The following is a 15,989-nucleotide window of genomic DNA, read 5'->3' on the forward strand; positions in this document are numbered from 1 at the left end:
CCCTTCAGAAACCGAACGCAGAGCCGAGTGCGCCGTGCGGTAGCGACACCTGGAACATGCGCTCGAACACGACGTAGAGCGCAAGCGGCGTAACCACGGCGATGCCAAGCGCGCGCAAGACCGATTGCTGCTTCGGCAACGCCACCACCGCAAAAACATAGCCCGCCGAAGCGAGATACATCCCAGCGACGGGAATGACAGCAACGAAAATCGCGGCAGGAACGAACAACCCTGCAAGGCGGCGCAGTTCGGACGGCGTGACGGCCACCCTGATAATGGCCAGGGTGCCGCGCCCGAGCGCGCCCTGCGCCATGTTGTAAAGGCTGCCGAGCACGACGATGACGCCAGTCAGGAACGGAAACGTGCCGGCGTCGACGCCGGCACTCGACCAGCCGATGCCGTTGTCGATGCTGGATACGACGACCACGATACCGAAGGTTCCAGTCAGCGCCGCCGTGGCTATCTCGAGCGCCCGTCGTGATATCATCGCTGCCCGCCCTACTTCACCAGCCAGCCCTGTTCGCCCGCAACCTGCTTCACGTGTTCGAGGTCCTGCTTGATGAAATCGGCGAACGCAGCGCCGGTCAGGAAGGTGTCAACCTGCGAGGTCTTCTCGATGTAGTCCTTCCATTCGGGCGTCGCCTGCACCTTCTTCATGAGATCGACGTAGAACGCCGCCTGCTCCGGGCTGACCTTGCCCGGCAGCCAAACCGTCCGCGGCTGCTCATATTGCGAGATCGCAAGCCCCTGCTCGACGCAGGTCGGCACGTCGCTCCAGCCTTCGGTTGCGGTGACCTTCGGCCCCTGCGGCAATCGCTTCGGGCTGAAGGCGCAGAGCGGGCGCTGGGTACTTCCGCGCCACTGCCCAAGGCTCTCGGAGGGATTGTTGACATGCGCATCGATGTGGCCGCCGGCCAGTTGAACGGCGGCCTCGGCGCCGCTCTTGAAGGGGATGTAGGTGAATTTGACGTGCGCCGCCTTCTCGATCATCCGCGTCAGGACTTCGTCGGTGTCCTTGGACTGCGCGCCGCCCATCTTGAACTCGGTCGCGGCTGCCGCCTTGAGAAAATCGCCGGCAGTCTTGTAGGGCGCGTCCTGTTTCACCCAGAGCAGGAATTCGTCCTGCGCCAGTGCGGCGACTGGGGTGAGATCGCTGTAGTTGAAGGCGACCTTGGAGACGAGCGGTTGCTGCCACGCGTTCGAGGTGCCGAAGATCACCTTGTGGGGATCGCCGGCGGACGCCTTGCCATAGACATAGCCCTCTGCCCCGCTGCCGCCGCCCTTGTTGACGACCACGATCGGCTGATCGGTCAATTTGTATTTGGTGACGATGCTCTGGACGGCGCGCGCGAGATTGTCGGTGCCGCCGCCCGGCCCCGCGGTGGCGACGAACTCGATCGGCTTCTGCGGCTGCCAGGCCGCAGCGGCCGGAATCGCGCCGGCCAGCATCAACGCTGCCGTGGACAGCAGGAGTCTTGAAGTGATCTTCATCGTTTCCTCCGAATAGGCATTTTTTGTTGTCGTTGGTATTTTCGTTTTCTCGTCAGGCAACCTGCTCCTTGCTTCCGTCCGGGGCGGCAACGACCGCGCCCTCCCGCTCGAATGCCTCGATTTGGCTCTGATCGAAACCATGTTCGCGCAAGACTTCACGCGTATGCTCGCCATAGACGGGCGCGCCTGAACGCACCTTGCCCGGCGTCGCCGAGAATTTGACCGGTAGCCCGATCGTTTTCACCGGTCCGAGCGTCGAATGCTCGACCTCGACCACCATGTCGCGCGCGAGCGTCTGCGGATCGTTCAGCGCTTCCAGCATGTTGTGAACGGGGCCGCAGGGCACGCCTTTCTCGTCCAGTGCCGCCAGCCAATGCGCCCGCGTCTGTTTGCGGAAACGGACGCTCAGTTCGGCTTCGAGTTCCTTCAGATGCGCCATGCGGTCGGAGCCGTTGACGAAGCGCGAGTCGGAAGCCAGCTCCAGCGCACCAAGCGCTTCCAGCATCAACAGCCAATGCTTCTTGTTGGCGCCGCCGACCACGAGCCAGCCGTCGGACGCCTCGAACGCCTGATACGGCGCGTTGAGCGGATGGGCTGAGCCCATGGCGCGCGGCGCCACGTTGCTGGCGAGCGCAATTGTCGACTGCCAATAGGTCTGAACCAGCGCCGCCTCATAGAGCGATGTCTCCACCCATTGCCCTTCACCGGTCTTGAGCCGGTGCGAATAGGCGGCCACGATACCCATGCTGGCCAGGAGTCCGGCCGTGATATCGGACAGCGGCGGACCGCATTTGACTGGCGGACCGTCCGGCCGTTCGCCGGTGAAACTCATGATGCCGCTCATCGCCTGGGCGACCAGATCGAAGCCGCGGCGATGCCGGTACGGGCCGGTGCGGCCGAAGCCGGACAGCGAGCAATAGATCAGCGCCGGAAAATCCCTGTGCAGATCCTCATAGCCGAAGCCGAGCCGCTCCATCGCGCCCGGCGCAAAATTCTCGACCAGAACGTCGGCGCCGGCGATCAGCCGCCGCAGCACTTCCTTGCCGCCCGCGGTCTTCAGGTCGAGCACGATGCCGCGCTTGTTGCGGTTCATCATCAGAAACGAGGCCGCCTCGTCGCCGATCTTCGGCGGCACCGAATGCCGCGTGTCGTCGCCATTCGGCCATTTCTCGATCTTGATGACGTCGGCGCCCATGTCGGCAAGCATCAGGGTGCAGGTCGGCCCCGCCATCACGTGGGTGAGATCGATGACCTTGAGGCCGGCGAGCGGCCCCGTGCGTGGCATCTTGTCGTTTTGAACGGACATCAAGGGCTCCTACTGGCCGCGCCATTGCGGCGCGCGCTTGGTGAGAAACGCGTCGAGCCCTTCACGGAAATCCTGGCTGGTGTAGCACATCAGGATGAGGTCCTCGCCCTCCCCGTGCGCCATCCGGTTCTGCAACCGGGCGACCGCCTGCTTGGTCGCGTTCAGCGTCAGCGGCGCGTGGCCGGCAACGAGCCTTGCAATCTCGTCGGCGCGCGTATCGAGCGCGGCCAGATCATCGACGACCTCGTTAAGCAGGCCGACGGAGACCGCCTCCTCGGCTTGGACAAGACGTGCGGTAAAGATCAGATCCTTGACGCGCGCCGGACCGATCAACGCGGTAATGCGGCCGACATTCGACATCGACAGGCAATTGCCGAGGGTGCGGGCGATCGGAAATCCCATCCGCGTGCTCCTGGTGCCGATGCGCAGATCGCACGCGGCCGCGATTCCCGCGCCGCCGCCGGTGCAGGCGCCGTTGATGGCGGCAATGGTCGGCACCCGGCATGTTTCGAGAATGCCGAGCACACGGTCGATGCGGTTCTCATAGTCGAGCGCGTCCTGCGGCGTCTTGAACGCACGGAACTGGTTGATGTCGGTGCCCGCGGCAAACGCCTTGTCGCCGGCACCCCGCAGCAGCAGCACCTTGATCGCATGGTCGCGGTTGGCGCGTTCGCAGATCTCGGCCAGCCGCTCGTACATTTCGAAGGTGAAGGCGTTGCGCGCCTGCGGCCGGTTGAAGGTTACCCGGCCGATGCCGTCATCGAGGGTAAACAGGAGGTCCCCCTCCCGTACCGTCATTTCCTGATCCACGTCGCCATCCCACGCGTTAATCGATTTTAACCAATTCTGAATGCAAAAATTCGATTTATCAAGCTGGAACCAACACAAATCCGATGATATAGCCATTTTTGCATTCAAACTGGATATTAGGGCGATGCTTCATGAGGAAGTCGTAGGCCGCGTCCGCGCCATGCTGCTCGATGGCGAGATTCCGCCGGGCGCGCGGATTCCCGAGCGCGACCTCTGTGAGAGGCTGCAGATCTCGCGCACGCCGCTGCGCGAAGCCCTCAAGGTGCTCGCCGCCGAGGGCCTGGTCCAATTGCTGCCGAACCGCGGCTCGCGCGCGGCCAAGCTGACCGACAAGGACATGCGCGACCTGTTCGAGGTGTGCCAGGGGCTTGAAGCGCTGGCCGGTGAACTCGCCTGCGAACGCATCACGGATGCCGAGATCGCCGACGTCGCCGCCGCCCACGCCGCGATGGTGCGGCACTACGGAGATCGCGACCTTCTGCAGTACTACCGCTGCAACCGCTATATCCACGAGGCGATCATTGCCGCGGCCGGCAACCCTGTGCTGTCCGGCCTGTATGATTCAGTCACGGCCCGCATTCGCCGCGCGCGCTACGTCACGCCAATGACGCCCCGGCGCTGGGCGCTGGCGGTGCAGGAGCACGAAGCGATCCTCAATGCGCTGCAACGCCGCGACGGCGTTGGGTTGTCGCATATCCTGCGCGCACATCTGCGCCACAAGCGCGACGAGGTGTTGCAGGCGGGCTTCGCCGAGACCGAGCCTCAAGATCAGGCTCGCGCGTCATAGCAGCGATCAGACTTGATGCCGATCGGCTCTGAAACGCACGCCGATCTTCATGGGCGAGTGTGATCGCTGATGCGCCACACCGAACGGCTCCGGGTTTTTGCGGAGCGGTCTTTATCCAAACGATAACCACCCGTTCACCATGACGGCGAATCCCGCCGTCCGATCGTCCAAAAACTTCACGCCTCAAGTTCCCTTATACCTTTGATGCCTAGTCATACCTCCGGGGACGGCTGTCATTTGCCGTGCAGTTGGGGCGTCCCTGCGTAAGAGTAGTAAAGCGTATGAATATCGGTCGTGTCGTCGTTCTGATCATCGCGTTGAGTGCCGGCGGCGTCGCCGCCTATCTCGCCCGTGGCACGGAAGAAAAATCCCGTCCTGCGGCCGAACCGGTCGCGCAGTTGCCGACGATGGAAGTTCTGGTCGCGAAGTCCGACATCGGGCTCGGCCAGCCGGTCAAGCCCGAAGACCTGCAATGGCAGGCCTGGCCGGCTTCCGCCGGCAGCAATCTGGTCAACCGCGCCTCCAGAGCCGAGGCCATCACGGAAATCGCCGGTTCGATTGCACGCGCTCCCTTCATCGCGGGCGAGCCGATCCGTGAACAGAAGCTGGTCAGGGCCAACGGCTCTGGCTTCATGGCAGCAATCCTGCCGACCGGCATGCGGGCGATCTCGACCGAGATCTCGCCGGAAACCGGCGCCGGCGGCTTCATCCTGCCCAACGATCGCGTCGACGTCATTCTCACCAAGCGCGAAAAGACTCCGGGGGCCAGCGGAGCCGACGCCGTCCAATCCGAAATCATTCTCTCCAACATCCGCGTGCTCGCGATCGATCAGGCGCCGAAGGAAAAAGAGGGCATCAACACCCTCGTCGGCCGCACCGTCACGCTCGAACTGAAGCCCGAGCAGGCCGAGACGCTGGCGCGCGCGCGCCAAAGCGGCACGCTGGCGCTCGCGCTGCGCAGCATCACGGACGTCAACGCGGCCGAAGGCCGTTCCGAAGATCAGGTTCGAAAACGAAGCGAGAGCGTCAACGTGGTTCGCTACGGGGTCGCCAATCAAACGACGGCACAGAAGTGACCGAAAGGACGCCCGAGATGAAGTTTGGGGAAAATCAGTCAGCGATGCGAACCGTAGCGGCGCGCACCCTGTTATTGTCGGCCGTCGCCGCGCTGACGCTTGGCCCGCTGCTGCCCGTCGTCGCAGCCGAGTCCGAGAAAGATCCCGTGACGACCTCCGCCATCGGCCCGGTCAAGATGCGCTTCCTGTCGCTCGGCATCGGCAAGTCCATGGTCGTCGACCTGCCGCGCGACGTGAAGGATGTGCTGGTCGCCGATCCGAAGATCGCCAATGCCGTCATTCGCTCCCCGCAACGCGCCTATATCATCGGCGGCGCCGTCGGCCAGACCAACGTCGTGTTTTTCGACGGCGATGGCCAGCAGATCGCTTCCTACGACATCGCGGTCAAGCGTGATCTCAACGGTGTGCGGGCCGCGCTGAAGCAGACCTTGCCCGGTATCCAGATCGAGGGCGTCGGCGACAGCGTCGTCCTGACCGGCTCCGTATCCTCTCCAGTCGAGGCCCAGCAAGCCGGCGAGATCGCGGCGCGGCTGGTCGGCGGCGCCGATAAGGTTGTCAACTCGGTCGTCGTCCGCGGCCGCGACCAGGTGATGCTCAAGGTCACCGTCGCGGAAGTGCGTCGGGACATCGTCAAGCAATTGGGTGTCGATCTCAGTGCCAGCATGAACTACGGCACCGCGGCGGTCGTTTTCAACAATAGCAATCCGTTCACCGCCAACAGTGCGCCGCTCGTCCCCGGCAACGGCTTGGCTGCGGCGGCTTTGAACAAAGCTGGTCTGCCATCGGTCACCGCGACCCTGCGCGCGATGGAGAGCGCGGGCGTGGTGCGGACGCTGGCGGAGCCAAATCTGACGGCGATCTCCGGCGAGTCCGCGACATTTATTTCAGGCGGCGAATTTCCCATTCCGACCGGCGTAACCTGCCAAACGACGACGGGGGGCGCGATCGGACAATGCGTCCAGACGGTCAGTTTTAAGAAATTCGGCATCTCGCTCAATTTCACACCGGTCGTGCTGACCGAGGGACGCATCAGCCTGAGGGTGATGACCGAAGTGTCGGAAGTCTCGACCGAAAACGCTTTGCAGGGCGGTGCCGGCGGCACAACGATTCCCTCGATCAAGACGCGTCGCGCGGAAACCACGCTGGAAATTCCGTCCGGCGGCTCAATCGCGATGGCGGGACTGATCCAGGAACAAACCAAGCAGGCCATTAACGGATTGCCCGGCGCGGACCAGATACCGATTTTTGGACAGCTTTTCAGGAGCCAGGACTTCATCAACCACCAGACCGAGCTGATGGTCATCGTGACGCCCTATGTCGTCCGGGCCGTCGCGCAGAAAGAACTGTCGCGGCCCGACGACGGCTTCGCGCCGGCGTCCGACTCCCAGTCCGCGTTGCTCGGGCGCATCAACCGGATTTACGGCGTTGCCGCCCGCCTCGATCCCATCAGCGGAATGCAGGGCAATTTCGGCTTCATCATTGATTGAGACGCAGAACTGCTCACCGAGTGGGGACGAGGACAGAACGATGACAACGAGAATACCGCTCCATCGCGTCAAGGCCTCGCGCATGCTTGGCGCCCTCCTCGGCGTTTCGGCGGCGCTCGGCGCCTGCACGCCGCAGACCACGGAAATCGTGACCGCCAGCGTCTCCGATGATTACCGCCACCGTCATCCGATTGCGGTGACGGAAGCCAACCGCTCGATCGTGGTGTTCGTCGGTCATGCACGCGGCGGCCTCTCCGGGCCGCAACGCACCGACGTCATGGGCCTCGCGCAGACCTGGGTGCGCGAAGGCACCGGCGCGATCATCGCCGACGTCCCGATCGACACGCCGAACGCGCGCGCGGCCGCGGCATCGTTCCGGGAAATTCAGTCGGTGCTAATGGCGGGTGGCGTGCCCTCGCGCGCCATCACGTTGCGTCACTACCGGCCCGACGATTCCCGTACGTTGCCGACGATCCGGCTCAGCTATCCGAAGATTACGGCCGTGGCGGGACCTTGCGGCCTGTGGCCGCAAGACCTCGGACCGAATATCGATAATGTCGCCTACAACGAAAACCGCTCCTATCACAATTTCGGCTGCGCCACCCAGCGCAACCTTGCAGCGATGATCGACAATCCCGCCGATCTCGAACAGCCGCGTCCCGAGACCCCTGCCTATACGCCGCGGCGCGATATCGCCTTTGACAAATACCGCAAAGGCGTCACGACCACGACCACCTATCCCGAATCCGACAGAGCCAAACTCAGCGATACAGGCAAATGATCAGCCGCGTCTTTCAAAACTCCGACGATCAACTCGACGACACGCCGGCGCAGCCCGAGGAATACATCTCGCCGGCACCGCGCGTATCGGTGCAGGCCTTCTGCGCCAGCGTCGCTGTCGCCGCAGCGGTACGCGCGGCGAGCGAGGACCGCCGCCTCGGCAAGGCCCACCTTTCGGTCCACATGGGCGGCATTGCCGGCGCCATCGAGGCCTACCACACAGCGCCGACGCCGAACGTCATTGTGCTGGAGACCGAGCCCGGCAGCGACATCCTCGAAGGGCTCGATGAACTCGCGGGCGTGTGCGACGCAGGAACCCGCGTTGTCGTGATCGGCAGCGCCAACGACGTCACGCCCTATCGTGAACTGGTGCGGCGCGGCGTCAGCGACTACGTGACCGGACCGATCGAACCGATCGACGTCGTGCGTGCAATATGCGGTCTCTACGCGGCCTCCGAGGCGGTGGCCGTCGGCCGCATCATCGCCGTGGTCGGCGCCAAGGGCGGCGTCGGTGCCTCGACCGTCGCGCACAACGTGGCCTGGGCGATCGCGCGCGATCTCGCGCTCGATTCCGTCGTGATCGATCTCGACCTTGCCTTCGGCACCGCCGGCCTCGATTACAACCAGGATCCGGTTCAAGGCATCGCCAATGCGGTTTTCCAGCAGGAGCGGCCGGACTCCGCCTTCATGGAACGTCTGCTGGCGAAATGCACCGACCGCCTCGACCTGCTGGCGGCGCCGGCAACGTTGGACCAGGTCTATGATTTCGGGGCCGATGCCTTCGATGCGATCTTCGATACGATGCGCATGACGACCCCCTGCATCGTGCTCGACGTCCCCCATCAATGGTCGGCATGGACCAAGCGCACGCTGGTCGGCGCGGACGACATTCTGATCGTCGCCGAGCCTGATCTCGCCAACATGCGCAACGCCAAGAACATGCTGAACGTGCTGAAGGCGGCGCGGCCCAACGACCGGCCGCCGCTCTATTGCCTCAACCAGGTCGGCATGCACAAGCGTCCGGAGATCTCCACGCGCGAATTCGCCAAGGCAATCGAGAGCCAGCCGATCGCGGCCATTCCGTTCGATTCGAAGATGTTCGGCACCGCCGCCAATAACGGCCAGATGATCGCGCAGATCGCCGCCAAGCACCGCACCACCCAGATGTTCTTGCAGATGGCGCAGCGCCTGACCGGCCATGCCGTGACCAAGCGGTCCCGCACGTCGTTCCTGACGCCGATTATCAAGAAGCTGCAAGGCGCGACGGCTCGCAGGGCCTGAGCAAACAACGACGACGGCAGCGCCTGGAGCGCTGACGCCTAGTCGGCGCGTCCAGCGGCCGCGATCGGCATCTTCCCGGCCTCGGCGCGCGCGTTCTCCTTGTCCTTCCGCGACAGCATCTGCCTCAACAGCGCGACGTTGGCAGCAGCCTCGGCGGGCGGCAGATCGGCCTTCACGATCTTTTCGGCGTCGGCAACACGGCCCTGCAGGCCAACCGCCAACGCCAGATTGGCGCGCATGCGCAGGTCGGTCGCCGCAAGGCCGTGGGCACGGCGCAGCGTCTCCTCGGCCTTGGGCAGATCCTTCGAGAGTACGTAGGACAGTCCGAGATTGGACAGCACCGCCGGCTGATCGGGCGCGATCTTCAGCGCGCTCGCATAATATTGCCTCGCCTCCTCATATCGGCCGAGCTGGTCCAGAGTCGCGCCCTGTGCCGAGAGCAGGCGCCAGTCGGGATCATCGGGGCTGTGGGCGCGGCCGAGCACGTCGAAGGCTTGCTGGAAATTGCCGTTGTCCGCGAGCGCGCGGCCGTAGGCGGCGAGCAGCAGCTTGTTGCTGGGATGGGCGATGGTGGCCTGTTCGAGCACCGCAACCGCCTGCGCCCGCTGTCCTGTCGCGCGAAGCGCCTTGCCGTATTTCAGCGCCGCGTCGGCATCCTTCGGATTGGCGCGATAGCGTTCCTGGTAGAGTTCGACGTCGCGGCGCGGATCGCTGCCGCGGCCGGTGTCGGCCTTCTCGTCGATCGAGCCGGTAATATCCGATAGTCCCGAGGTCTGGCAGCCGCCAAGCCCCAGCGCCAGGATCAAGGCGGATCTGCACGCAAGAAGCCGCGCGGCGCGGGACGGATGGGGCGACTTCTGGGACATGTAGCTCGACTCACGGCGGGAACTGTCCAGAAGTGTTCACAGCTTAACCCTAAGTTCAGGTTAAGCCGACCCGGCTTTGCGGTAATCGGTGACCTTCACAGGCCGGGCGCTTGCGTCTTGCCTGGGCTGCTGCTGCGCGGCCTAGTCGACGAATTGTGCGCCAAGCTCGCAACCGATCCGCCAGGCCAGCCGGCACTGACGCGGCCTTCCCTCCGAGAAGATCACCGTGAATTCGGAAGGAATTTCCGGATACTCGGCGATGATCTTCACACCGCCATCCGACATGTCCGAGATCATGCAATCGCGCGGCAACCCGCCGGTCGCAAACTGTATTTTTGCAAAGCTTCTGCACGCCCGACGTTCGCTTCTGCGGCGATTCGCATACATGTCGATCCCTGATCCTGCTCGAAGTGATTCACCCGATGGTGGATCAGGTCTACCGAAGAATTGTTGGAATTGGCCTATCGCAACGGCTCGCAATGTAACTGATATGTTCGAACTCCGTTTACCGAGCCTGGCGCTTGGGCTGAAGACCGAGGGCCTCGCACGGCCAGCAAATACGCCTGCCGCGGCGCAATTTTCGGCAAATTAAAAGGTTGATCCCCCCTCGTTAGGCGATAGCCTGACTCCTCGACTCGATTTGGCGGAAACTGAAACGCATGGGAAGTCTGGTTCTTCTCGACCTGATGGGCGGCGTCGCGCTGCTGCTGTGGGGCCTGCATATGGTCCACAGCGGGATCCTGCGGGCGTTTGGGCCGAACCTGCGCCTGTTGCTGGCAAAGGCCCTGAGCAACCGCTTCACCGCCTTTGGCGCCGGCCTCGGTCTCACCGCCCTGCTCCAGAGCAGCACCGCGACGGCGCTGATCACGAGTTCGTTTACGTCGGAAGGCCTGGTCAGCCTCGTCCCCGCGCTCGCGATCATGCTCGGCGCCAATGTCGGCACCACGCTGATCGTACAGATCCTGTCGTTCAACATCGCCGCCGTCGCACCCGTGCTCTTTATCATCGGCCTGGTCGCGTTCCGCAGCGGGCCTCGCTCGCGCGTCAAGGACATCGGCCGCGTCTTCATCGGGCTCGGCCTGATGCTGCTGGCGCTGCATATCCTGCTCAATACGCTGGCGCCGGCAGAGAATGCGCCCGGCGTGCGCGTGTTCATGAACGCCATCACCGGCGATCCCGTGCTCTGCATCCTGTTCGCTGCGATCGTGACCTGGCTCGTGCATTCCAGCGTCGCCAGCGTGCTGCTGGTGATGTCGCTGGCCTATGCGCATTTCATCACGCCCTACGCGGCACTGGCGCTCGTGCTCGGCGCCAATCTCGGCAGCGCCATCAATCCGATCGTCGAGGGCGCGCGCCGCGACAATCCCGCGAGCTATCGCCTGCCGCTGGGCAACCTCGTCAACCGGCTTGCCGGCATCCTGCTGGTGGCGCCGTTCCTGCAGCCGATCGCGGACCTTCTGATCGCGTGGCAGCCGGATGCCGCCAAGGCAACCGCCCTGTTCCACATCGCCTTCAACGTTGCGACCGCACTTCTCTTCATCGGCCTGCTCGACGGCATGGCGCGGCTGCTGAAGACGTTGCTGCCCGAGCGCGTCAAGGAGGCCGACGCGTCCGGGCCGCGCTATCTCGACGAGAGCGCGCTGGAGACGCCTTCGCTTGCCTTGGCCGACGCCGCCCGCGAGACCCTGCATATGGGCGATCACGTCGAAATCATGCTGCGCAAGGTAATGGCGGCGATGATGACCAACGACCGGGCCTTGGTCGACCAGGTCTCGCAGATGGACAACAGCGTCGACAGCCTCGACGAAGCGATCAAGCTCTATGTCACGAAACTCACCCGCGGCAGTCTCGACGAGCGCGAGGGACAGCGGGCGATGGAGATCGTCTCCTTTGCCATCAACCTCGAGCATATCGGCGACATCATCGACAAGAATCTGAGCGAGCTCGCCACCAAGAAGATCAAGCGCCGCTTCCAGTTCTCGGCCGAGGGCGCCGAAGAGCTGTCCGCCTTCCACAAGCGCACGATGGATTCGCTTCGGATCGCGTTCGGCGTCTTCATGTCCGGCGACGTCAACGAGGCACGCAAGCTTCTGGCCGAGAAGGCCGCGCTACGTAATGCCGAACTGGCCGCGACCGAACGCCATCTCGACCGCCTGCGCGAAGGCCGGCCAGAAACCATCGAGACCACCTCGCTTCATCTCGACGTGCTGCGCGACCTCAGGCGCATCCACTCGCACATCTGCTCGGTCGCCTATCCCGTGCTGGATGCCGCGGGCGAATTGGCCGCCTATCGCAGTGCCGAAGCCGAATTGCCGGCGCTGCCCACGCCGGTGCCCGGCCGCCCGTAATCAGCGATCCAGCGTCTTCGACGCGGTGCCGCGGTTCTTCACGATCAGCATGATGTTTCTGATGTAGATGATCGTGGCCAGCGACTGGCCGATGATGATCACGGGTTCGCGCTTGGCGATGCCGTAGACCAGCGTCATCATCCCGCCTCCCATCGAGAAGAACCAGAACGCCATCGGCACCACGCTTTGCCCGGCACGCTCGCTCGATATCCACTGCACCAGGAAGCGGGCGGTGAACAGCAATTGCGCAACCAGCCCGAAGGCCAGCCAGAAATCGAACTTGGCGACGAAGACGTCGTAAAGATAGTCGCCGAGCGCCTGGCCGTATTGAATCAGCATCAGAGAACCTCGGTCGCGACGGGTGTCGATTTCTTGCGGCGGATCAGCCACCACACGCCGGCAAGATCCATGATCCCGATCCATAGCCGGTCAAAGAAGCCGTAATTGGACACGCCGGAACGGCGCGGACGATCGACGACGTCGACATAGGCGATGTCAAAGCCTTCGCGGCGTACCAGCGCCGGCAGGAAACGATGCAGACCATCGAAATAGGGCATCGAGAGGAACACCTCGCGGGGAAACGCCTTCAGCCCGCAGCCGGTGTCGCGGGTGCCGTCGCGCAGGATCGCATTGCGCACGCCATTGGCGATCCTTGACTGCAGTTTCTTGAAACCGGTGTCCTTGCGCCCGACCCGCTGGCCGGCCGCGAGGCCGACGCGCCCACCGCCGTTTTCGACCGCCGCGATCAGGTCGGGCAGGAACGCAGGATTGTTTTGGCCGTCGCCGTCCAGCGTCGCCACGATGGCGCCGCACGCGGCCCGCACCCCGCTGCGCACCGCCGCCGATTGCCCGGAAGAATTGGCGTGTTTGAGGTGCCGGAGCTGACTGTGCTGCTTCATCAGCGCGGCCAGCCGTTCAGCGGTCGCATCCGTCGAGCCGTCGTTGACATAGATGATTTCGTAGACCCACCGGCCGTCGAGCGCGCTGACGATTTCCGCAACCAGCGGCGCGACGTTCTCCGCTTCGTTGCGCACCGGCACAACGATGGAAACGGCGACCGCAGCTCTGTCGGAAGGTGTCAAATCGGCACTCGTCTGGTTGGTTTGGGAGAACCCGGAACCGGGCGTATCGGGCCGTCAGGCGGCGTCCGCTTTTATGGGGCGAAAGCGCCCCGGGCAACCCTTTTGAGGCGTTCGGACGAGGGCCCGACCAGGGACACAATGCTGCCGTCGCTTTGAATCGCAAACCCCAGCCTGCGGGCCGCAAACCAGTAGCGCACGAACATCGCGCCGATGATGCCGACCAGCGCGCCGGCGACCACGTCGCTCGGATGGTGGGCGACCAGCACCAGTCGGGTGGCAGCAATGATCAGAGCATAGACGGCCATCGTAACCCGCGCCTTCGGCCAGATGGCCGACACCGCGAAAGCTAACGCGAATGCGGTGGTGGCGTGGCCGGAAGGAAAACTGTAATAGGCCGGGTTTCCGGCGAAGTGCGAGAAGTTGAAGGCGTCGGCCTCGCCGCCGACAAACGGCCGGCCACGACCAACGATCCATTTCAGGACTTCCGTGACGAGAGCGGGTACGGCTACCGCCAGGAACATGAACTGCAACCGCGTTCCCAAACCGAGCAGCAGCGATCGCCGGATTCCACCCAAGGCCGGCGAAATGATCGCCACCAGGATCAACAGCCCGGCGAGCGCCGCCAGCACATATTCGTCCTTGCCGAAATCGGTTAGAATGCGGACCCACCACAGCGACGGGGTGCCGCGCTTTGGCATCTGGGCGATTTCCCACGCATCGAGCGCATACATCAGCACCACGATCGCAGCGCCGAGACCGGCCGAAATCCACAAGATGTGACGCGCCGCCCGGCGAGCAGCTTCGGCCCGCCGCGAATGCGACGGCGAGCGCACGAGCTGCGCCAGCGACAGCCAGCTCAGCGTCAGGAAGCGCGAAGCATAATTTCTGGATTCGCCGGCCACGGCGTTTGCGGACATCTTACTCCGTGCCTTCCGAGCGGAAGATGGCGATCGAGACCGCCTTGCCTTGCGAGATATTATAGCCCTCGATCCGCTTGGCCACGTTGTAGCGCAGCCCGATCGCTTCGGCGCGCTGGACGAAGGCGCGTTCCGTGCGCGATTCCACCAGCGCAAAGCGGCAACTGCCCTGCCCCAGAAAATCGGCAGCGCCCGATCCGTCGGTCAGCAACGTGCCGGTGCCGGTCATGAAGACGAGGCTCGGCTCGTGAAAGCCCGCCGCGGCTGCCCTTGGCCCGACGCAGACCACGTTGCGAAGCGCCCGCGCGATCTCCGCACTTGGAAACATGGTGGTCAGCGATGGCATGACGATGCCGTAGATTCCTATCGCCAGAAACATCGCCGCGACTACGGCGTTCAACAACGATCGCTCGGCGCGGCTGTCCTCGAACATCCACCACGCGATCAGACCGAAGATCATCGCCGCCGCGAGGAAGGGCCAGGCCGGAAAGGCGGGGTAGTGCGTCAGCTTGATGGCGCCGATGACGGCGATCACGGATGCCCCCGCCGGAATGACAAACCACCATGCGGCACCGCGCATCAGCCAGGACCGCGACAGCACGCGGCGCTCCAGCGCGCCGGTGGTGAGGATCGCAATCGCCGGATAGAGCGGCAGCACGTAATGCGGCAGCTTGGTCAGCACCAGTTCGAACACGATCCATGACGGCACCAGCCACGCCAGCAGATATTGCGCGCCGGGCTCGCCGCCGCGCGCGCCATACTGCCGGCGCCGCCATCCCGGCCAGCGCCGCCCCCGGCCAGAACGTGATCCAGAACAGCAACAGATAGAGGCCGGGCGGCGCGCCGTGGGATTCCTGCGCGCCGAGCTTGCTCAGCATGTCGCCGCCAAGCGAATTGGAGAAGAAGGCCTCGCCGGCGCGCCAGAAGATCGCAACGAACCAGGGCAGCACCAGCACCAGCGTCCACATCAGCCCCCAGACCGGGCGCAACCGCCAAAGCCACGCCGCCGAACGGTCGAGGATCGCGAGCGCCAGGATGGTGAGGCCAACGAACATCAGGATCAGCGGCCCCTTGAGCAGGATGCCGCCGGCCAGCGCCGTCCAAAAGATCGCGGGCGCGCTCCAGGACGGATGCACCGGGTCCTCGCCGCGCTGCCAGGACAGATAGACCCGCGCCATCGCCCCCATCGCGGCGACAACGGTCAACAGCAGCATCGCGTCCGTTTTGGCGAGCCGGGCTTCGGCGCCGAGCAGGACGGAACTGCACATCATCAGCGCCGCCAGCGCGGCCCCCCGCCGCGTGACGAAGGCGAGCGCCGCCCAGTAGGTCAGCAGCACCGCGCCGATGGCACCGATCAGGGAGGGAATGCGATAGAGCCAGATGCGCAACTGCGCCCGCGGTAGGCCGAGCGACGAGGCGGTTTCGACCACGGCGGCCTGCAGCCAATAGATGCCGACCGGCTTCTTGTAGCGGACGTCGTCCTGAAAGCGGATATCGACGAAATCGCCGCTTTCGACCATCTGCTTGGTCGCCTGCGCGAACCGCGCCTCGTCGCGGTCGATCGCCGGAATATTGAAGAAGCCGGGCAGGAACAAAACGATGCCGCACAGCACCAGGAACACGATGGCGCGAAAGTGGTTCGCGGTCGCGAAGTCGAACGCGGCGGCCAGCCGGCGACCGGAATGCGCAGGTTTTACAGGCTGTTGGCCTGCTCCAAAGCGTGGGGGCTGGAAGGTTTCCACCATGTTGGACGCATAC

At 64.2% G+C, this 15,989-nt stretch carries 15 protein-coding genes and 1 pseudogene; 6 read left to right on the forward strand and 10 right to left on the reverse strand.

The window, feature by feature from the left end; genetic code table 11:
* Positions 1-4: 4 nt before the first annotated feature.
* The 4 genes from V1288_RS28080 to V1288_RS28095 are packed head-to-tail and all read right to left on the reverse strand — an operon-like array spanning position 5 to position 3,595.
* Entirely contained in the window at positions 5-487 is a 483-nt protein-coding gene (locus V1288_RS28080; protein WP_334360112.1) for a tripartite tricarboxylate transporter TctB family protein, read from the reverse strand.
* An 11-nt stretch (positions 488-498) separates the two neighbouring features.
* Positions 499-1,491, reverse strand: a complete 993-nt coding sequence (locus V1288_RS28085; protein WP_334360113.1) for a Bug family tripartite tricarboxylate transporter substrate binding protein — start codon at positions 1,489-1,491, stop codon at positions 499-501.
* Positions 1,492-1,543: 52 nt separating this feature from the next.
* The gene (locus V1288_RS28090; protein ID WP_334360114.1) at positions 1,544-2,797 is read right to left on the reverse strand and encodes a CaiB/BaiF CoA transferase family protein; all 1,254 of its coding nucleotides are present in this window, start codon (positions 2,795-2,797) and stop codon (positions 1,544-1,546) included.
* 9 nt (positions 2,798-2,806) lie between these two features.
* Positions 2,807-3,595: an enoyl-CoA hydratase/isomerase family protein gene (locus V1288_RS28095; RefSeq protein WP_334361422.1), complete on the reverse strand. Its 789-nt coding sequence runs from the start codon at positions 3,593-3,595 to the stop codon at positions 2,807-2,809.
* 136 nt (positions 3,596-3,731) lie between these two features.
* Here V1288_RS28095 and V1288_RS28100 point away from each other — a divergent pair, with 136 nt between their 5' ends.
* From V1288_RS28100 to V1288_RS28120, 5 genes are all read left to right on the forward strand, one after another.
* The gene (locus V1288_RS28100; RefSeq protein ID WP_334360115.1) at positions 3,732-4,394 is read left to right on the forward strand and encodes a GntR family transcriptional regulator; all 663 of its coding nucleotides are present in this window, start codon (positions 3,732-3,734) and stop codon (positions 4,392-4,394) included.
* A 281-nt stretch (positions 4,395-4,675) separates the two neighbouring features.
* A complete protein-coding gene (gene cpaB, locus V1288_RS28105) occupies positions 4,676-5,470 on the forward strand; it encodes a Flp pilus assembly protein CpaB (RefSeq protein ID WP_334360116.1) in 795 nt (264 codons plus the stop codon).
* A gap of 17 nt (positions 5,471-5,487) precedes the next feature.
* Complete coding sequence (locus V1288_RS28110) at positions 5,488-6,957, forward strand: type II and III secretion system protein family protein (protein WP_442893864.1); 1,470 nt, start codon at positions 5,488-5,490, stop codon at positions 6,955-6,957.
* Between the two features lie 40 nt (positions 6,958-6,997).
* Positions 6,998-7,738: a CpaD family pilus assembly protein gene (locus V1288_RS28115; protein WP_334360118.1), complete on the forward strand. Its 741-nt coding sequence runs from the start codon at positions 6,998-7,000 to the stop codon at positions 7,736-7,738.
* The gene (locus tag V1288_RS28120; protein ID WP_334360119.1) at positions 7,735-9,018 is read left to right on the forward strand and encodes an AAA family ATPase; all 1,284 of its coding nucleotides are present in this window, start codon (positions 7,735-7,737) and stop codon (positions 9,016-9,018) included. Before V1288_RS28115 ends, V1288_RS28120 begins: the two co-directional genes overlap by 4 nt.
* A gap of 38 nt (positions 9,019-9,056) precedes the next feature.
* Here V1288_RS28120 and V1288_RS28125 read toward each other — a convergent pair whose 3' ends face one another.
* Positions 9,057-9,884, reverse strand: coding sequence for a tetratricopeptide repeat protein (locus V1288_RS28125; protein ID WP_334360120.1), 828 nt, complete (start codon positions 9,882-9,884; stop codon positions 9,057-9,059).
* Between the two features lie 141 nt (positions 9,885-10,025).
* Positions 10,026-10,271 carry a PilZ domain-containing protein gene (locus V1288_RS28130; RefSeq protein WP_334360121.1) on the reverse strand — a complete coding sequence of 82 codons (246 nt, stop codon included), beginning with the start codon at positions 10,269-10,271 and terminating at the stop codon, positions 10,026-10,028.
* Between the two features lie 272 nt (positions 10,272-10,543).
* On the opposite strand from V1288_RS28130, the gene V1288_RS28135 reads away from it, so the two are divergent.
* On the forward strand, positions 10,544-12,232 hold the full coding sequence (locus tag V1288_RS28135; RefSeq protein ID WP_334360122.1) for a Na/Pi cotransporter family protein: 1,689 nt from the start codon (positions 10,544-10,546) through the stop codon (positions 12,230-12,232).
* On the opposite strand, the gene V1288_RS28140 is transcribed toward V1288_RS28135, so the two are convergent.
* From V1288_RS28140 to V1288_RS28155, 4 genes and pseudogenes are all read right to left on the reverse strand, one after another.
* Positions 12,233-12,571, reverse strand: coding sequence for a lipid-A-disaccharide synthase N-terminal domain-containing protein (locus V1288_RS28140; RefSeq protein ID WP_334360123.1), 339 nt, complete (start codon positions 12,569-12,571; stop codon positions 12,233-12,235).
* A complete protein-coding gene (locus V1288_RS28145) occupies positions 12,571-13,314 on the reverse strand; it encodes a glycosyltransferase family 2 protein (protein WP_334360124.1) in 744 nt (247 codons plus the stop codon). The genes V1288_RS28140 and V1288_RS28145 overlap by 1 nt, the downstream gene beginning before the upstream one ends.
* A 71-nt stretch (positions 13,315-13,385) precedes the next feature.
* Positions 13,386-14,231: a phosphatase PAP2 family protein gene (locus tag V1288_RS28150; RefSeq protein ID WP_334360125.1), complete on the reverse strand. Its 846-nt coding sequence runs from the start codon at positions 14,229-14,231 to the stop codon at positions 13,386-13,388.
* Between the two features lies 1 nt (position 14,232).
* Positions 14,233-15,976 (reverse strand): annotated as a pseudogene (locus V1288_RS28155) (ArnT family glycosyltransferase).
* Between the last annotated feature and the right edge of the window lie 13 nt (positions 15,977-15,989).

Origin of the sequence: Bradyrhizobium sp. AZCC 2176, from assembly GCF_036924645.1 — a bacterium.
GTDB lineage: Bacteria > Pseudomonadota > Alphaproteobacteria > Rhizobiales > Xanthobacteraceae > Bradyrhizobium.

Bases quoted from the DNA above. Each gene is read 5' to 3' on its own strand.
- V1288_RS28080 (WP_334360112.1), bottom strand. From the start codon at position 487: ATGATATCACGACGGGCGCTCGAGATAGCCACGGCGGCGCTGACTGGA.
- V1288_RS28085 (WP_334360113.1), bottom strand. From the start codon at position 1,491: ATGAAGATCACTTCAAGACTCCTGCTGTCCACGGCAGCGTTGATGCTG.
- V1288_RS28090 (WP_334360114.1), bottom strand. From the start codon at position 2,797: ATGTCCGTTCAAAACGACAAGATGCCACGCACGGGGCCGCTCGCCGGC.
- V1288_RS28095 (WP_334361422.1), bottom strand. From the start codon at position 3,595: ATGACGGTACGGGAGGGGGACCTCCTGTTTACCCTCGATGACGGCATC.
- V1288_RS28100 (WP_334360115.1), top strand. From the start codon at position 3,732: ATGCTTCATGAGGAAGTCGTAGGCCGCGTCCGCGCCATGCTGCTCGAT.
- cpaB (WP_334360116.1), top strand. From the start codon at position 4,676: ATGAATATCGGTCGTGTCGTCGTTCTGATCATCGCGTTGAGTGCCGGC.
- V1288_RS28110 (WP_442893864.1), top strand. From the start codon at position 5,488: ATGAAGTTTGGGGAAAATCAGTCAGCGATGCGAACCGTAGCGGCGCGC.
- V1288_RS28115 (WP_334360118.1), top strand. From the start codon at position 6,998: ATGACAACGAGAATACCGCTCCATCGCGTCAAGGCCTCGCGCATGCTT.
- V1288_RS28120 (WP_334360119.1), top strand. From the start codon at position 7,735: ATGATCAGCCGCGTCTTTCAAAACTCCGACGATCAACTCGACGACACG.
- V1288_RS28125 (WP_334360120.1), bottom strand. From the start codon at position 9,884: ATGTCCCAGAAGTCGCCCCATCCGTCCCGCGCCGCGCGGCTTCTTGCG.
- V1288_RS28130 (WP_334360121.1), bottom strand. From the start codon at position 10,271: ATGTATGCGAATCGCCGCAGAAGCGAACGTCGGGCGTGCAGAAGCTTT.
- V1288_RS28135 (WP_334360122.1), top strand. From the start codon at position 10,544: ATGGGAAGTCTGGTTCTTCTCGACCTGATGGGCGGCGTCGCGCTGCTG.
- V1288_RS28140 (WP_334360123.1), bottom strand. From the start codon at position 12,571: ATGCTGATTCAATACGGCCAGGCGCTCGGCGACTATCTTTACGACGTC.
- V1288_RS28150 (WP_334360125.1), bottom strand. From the start codon at position 14,231: ATGTCCGCAAACGCCGTGGCCGGCGAATCCAGAAATTATGCTTCGCGC.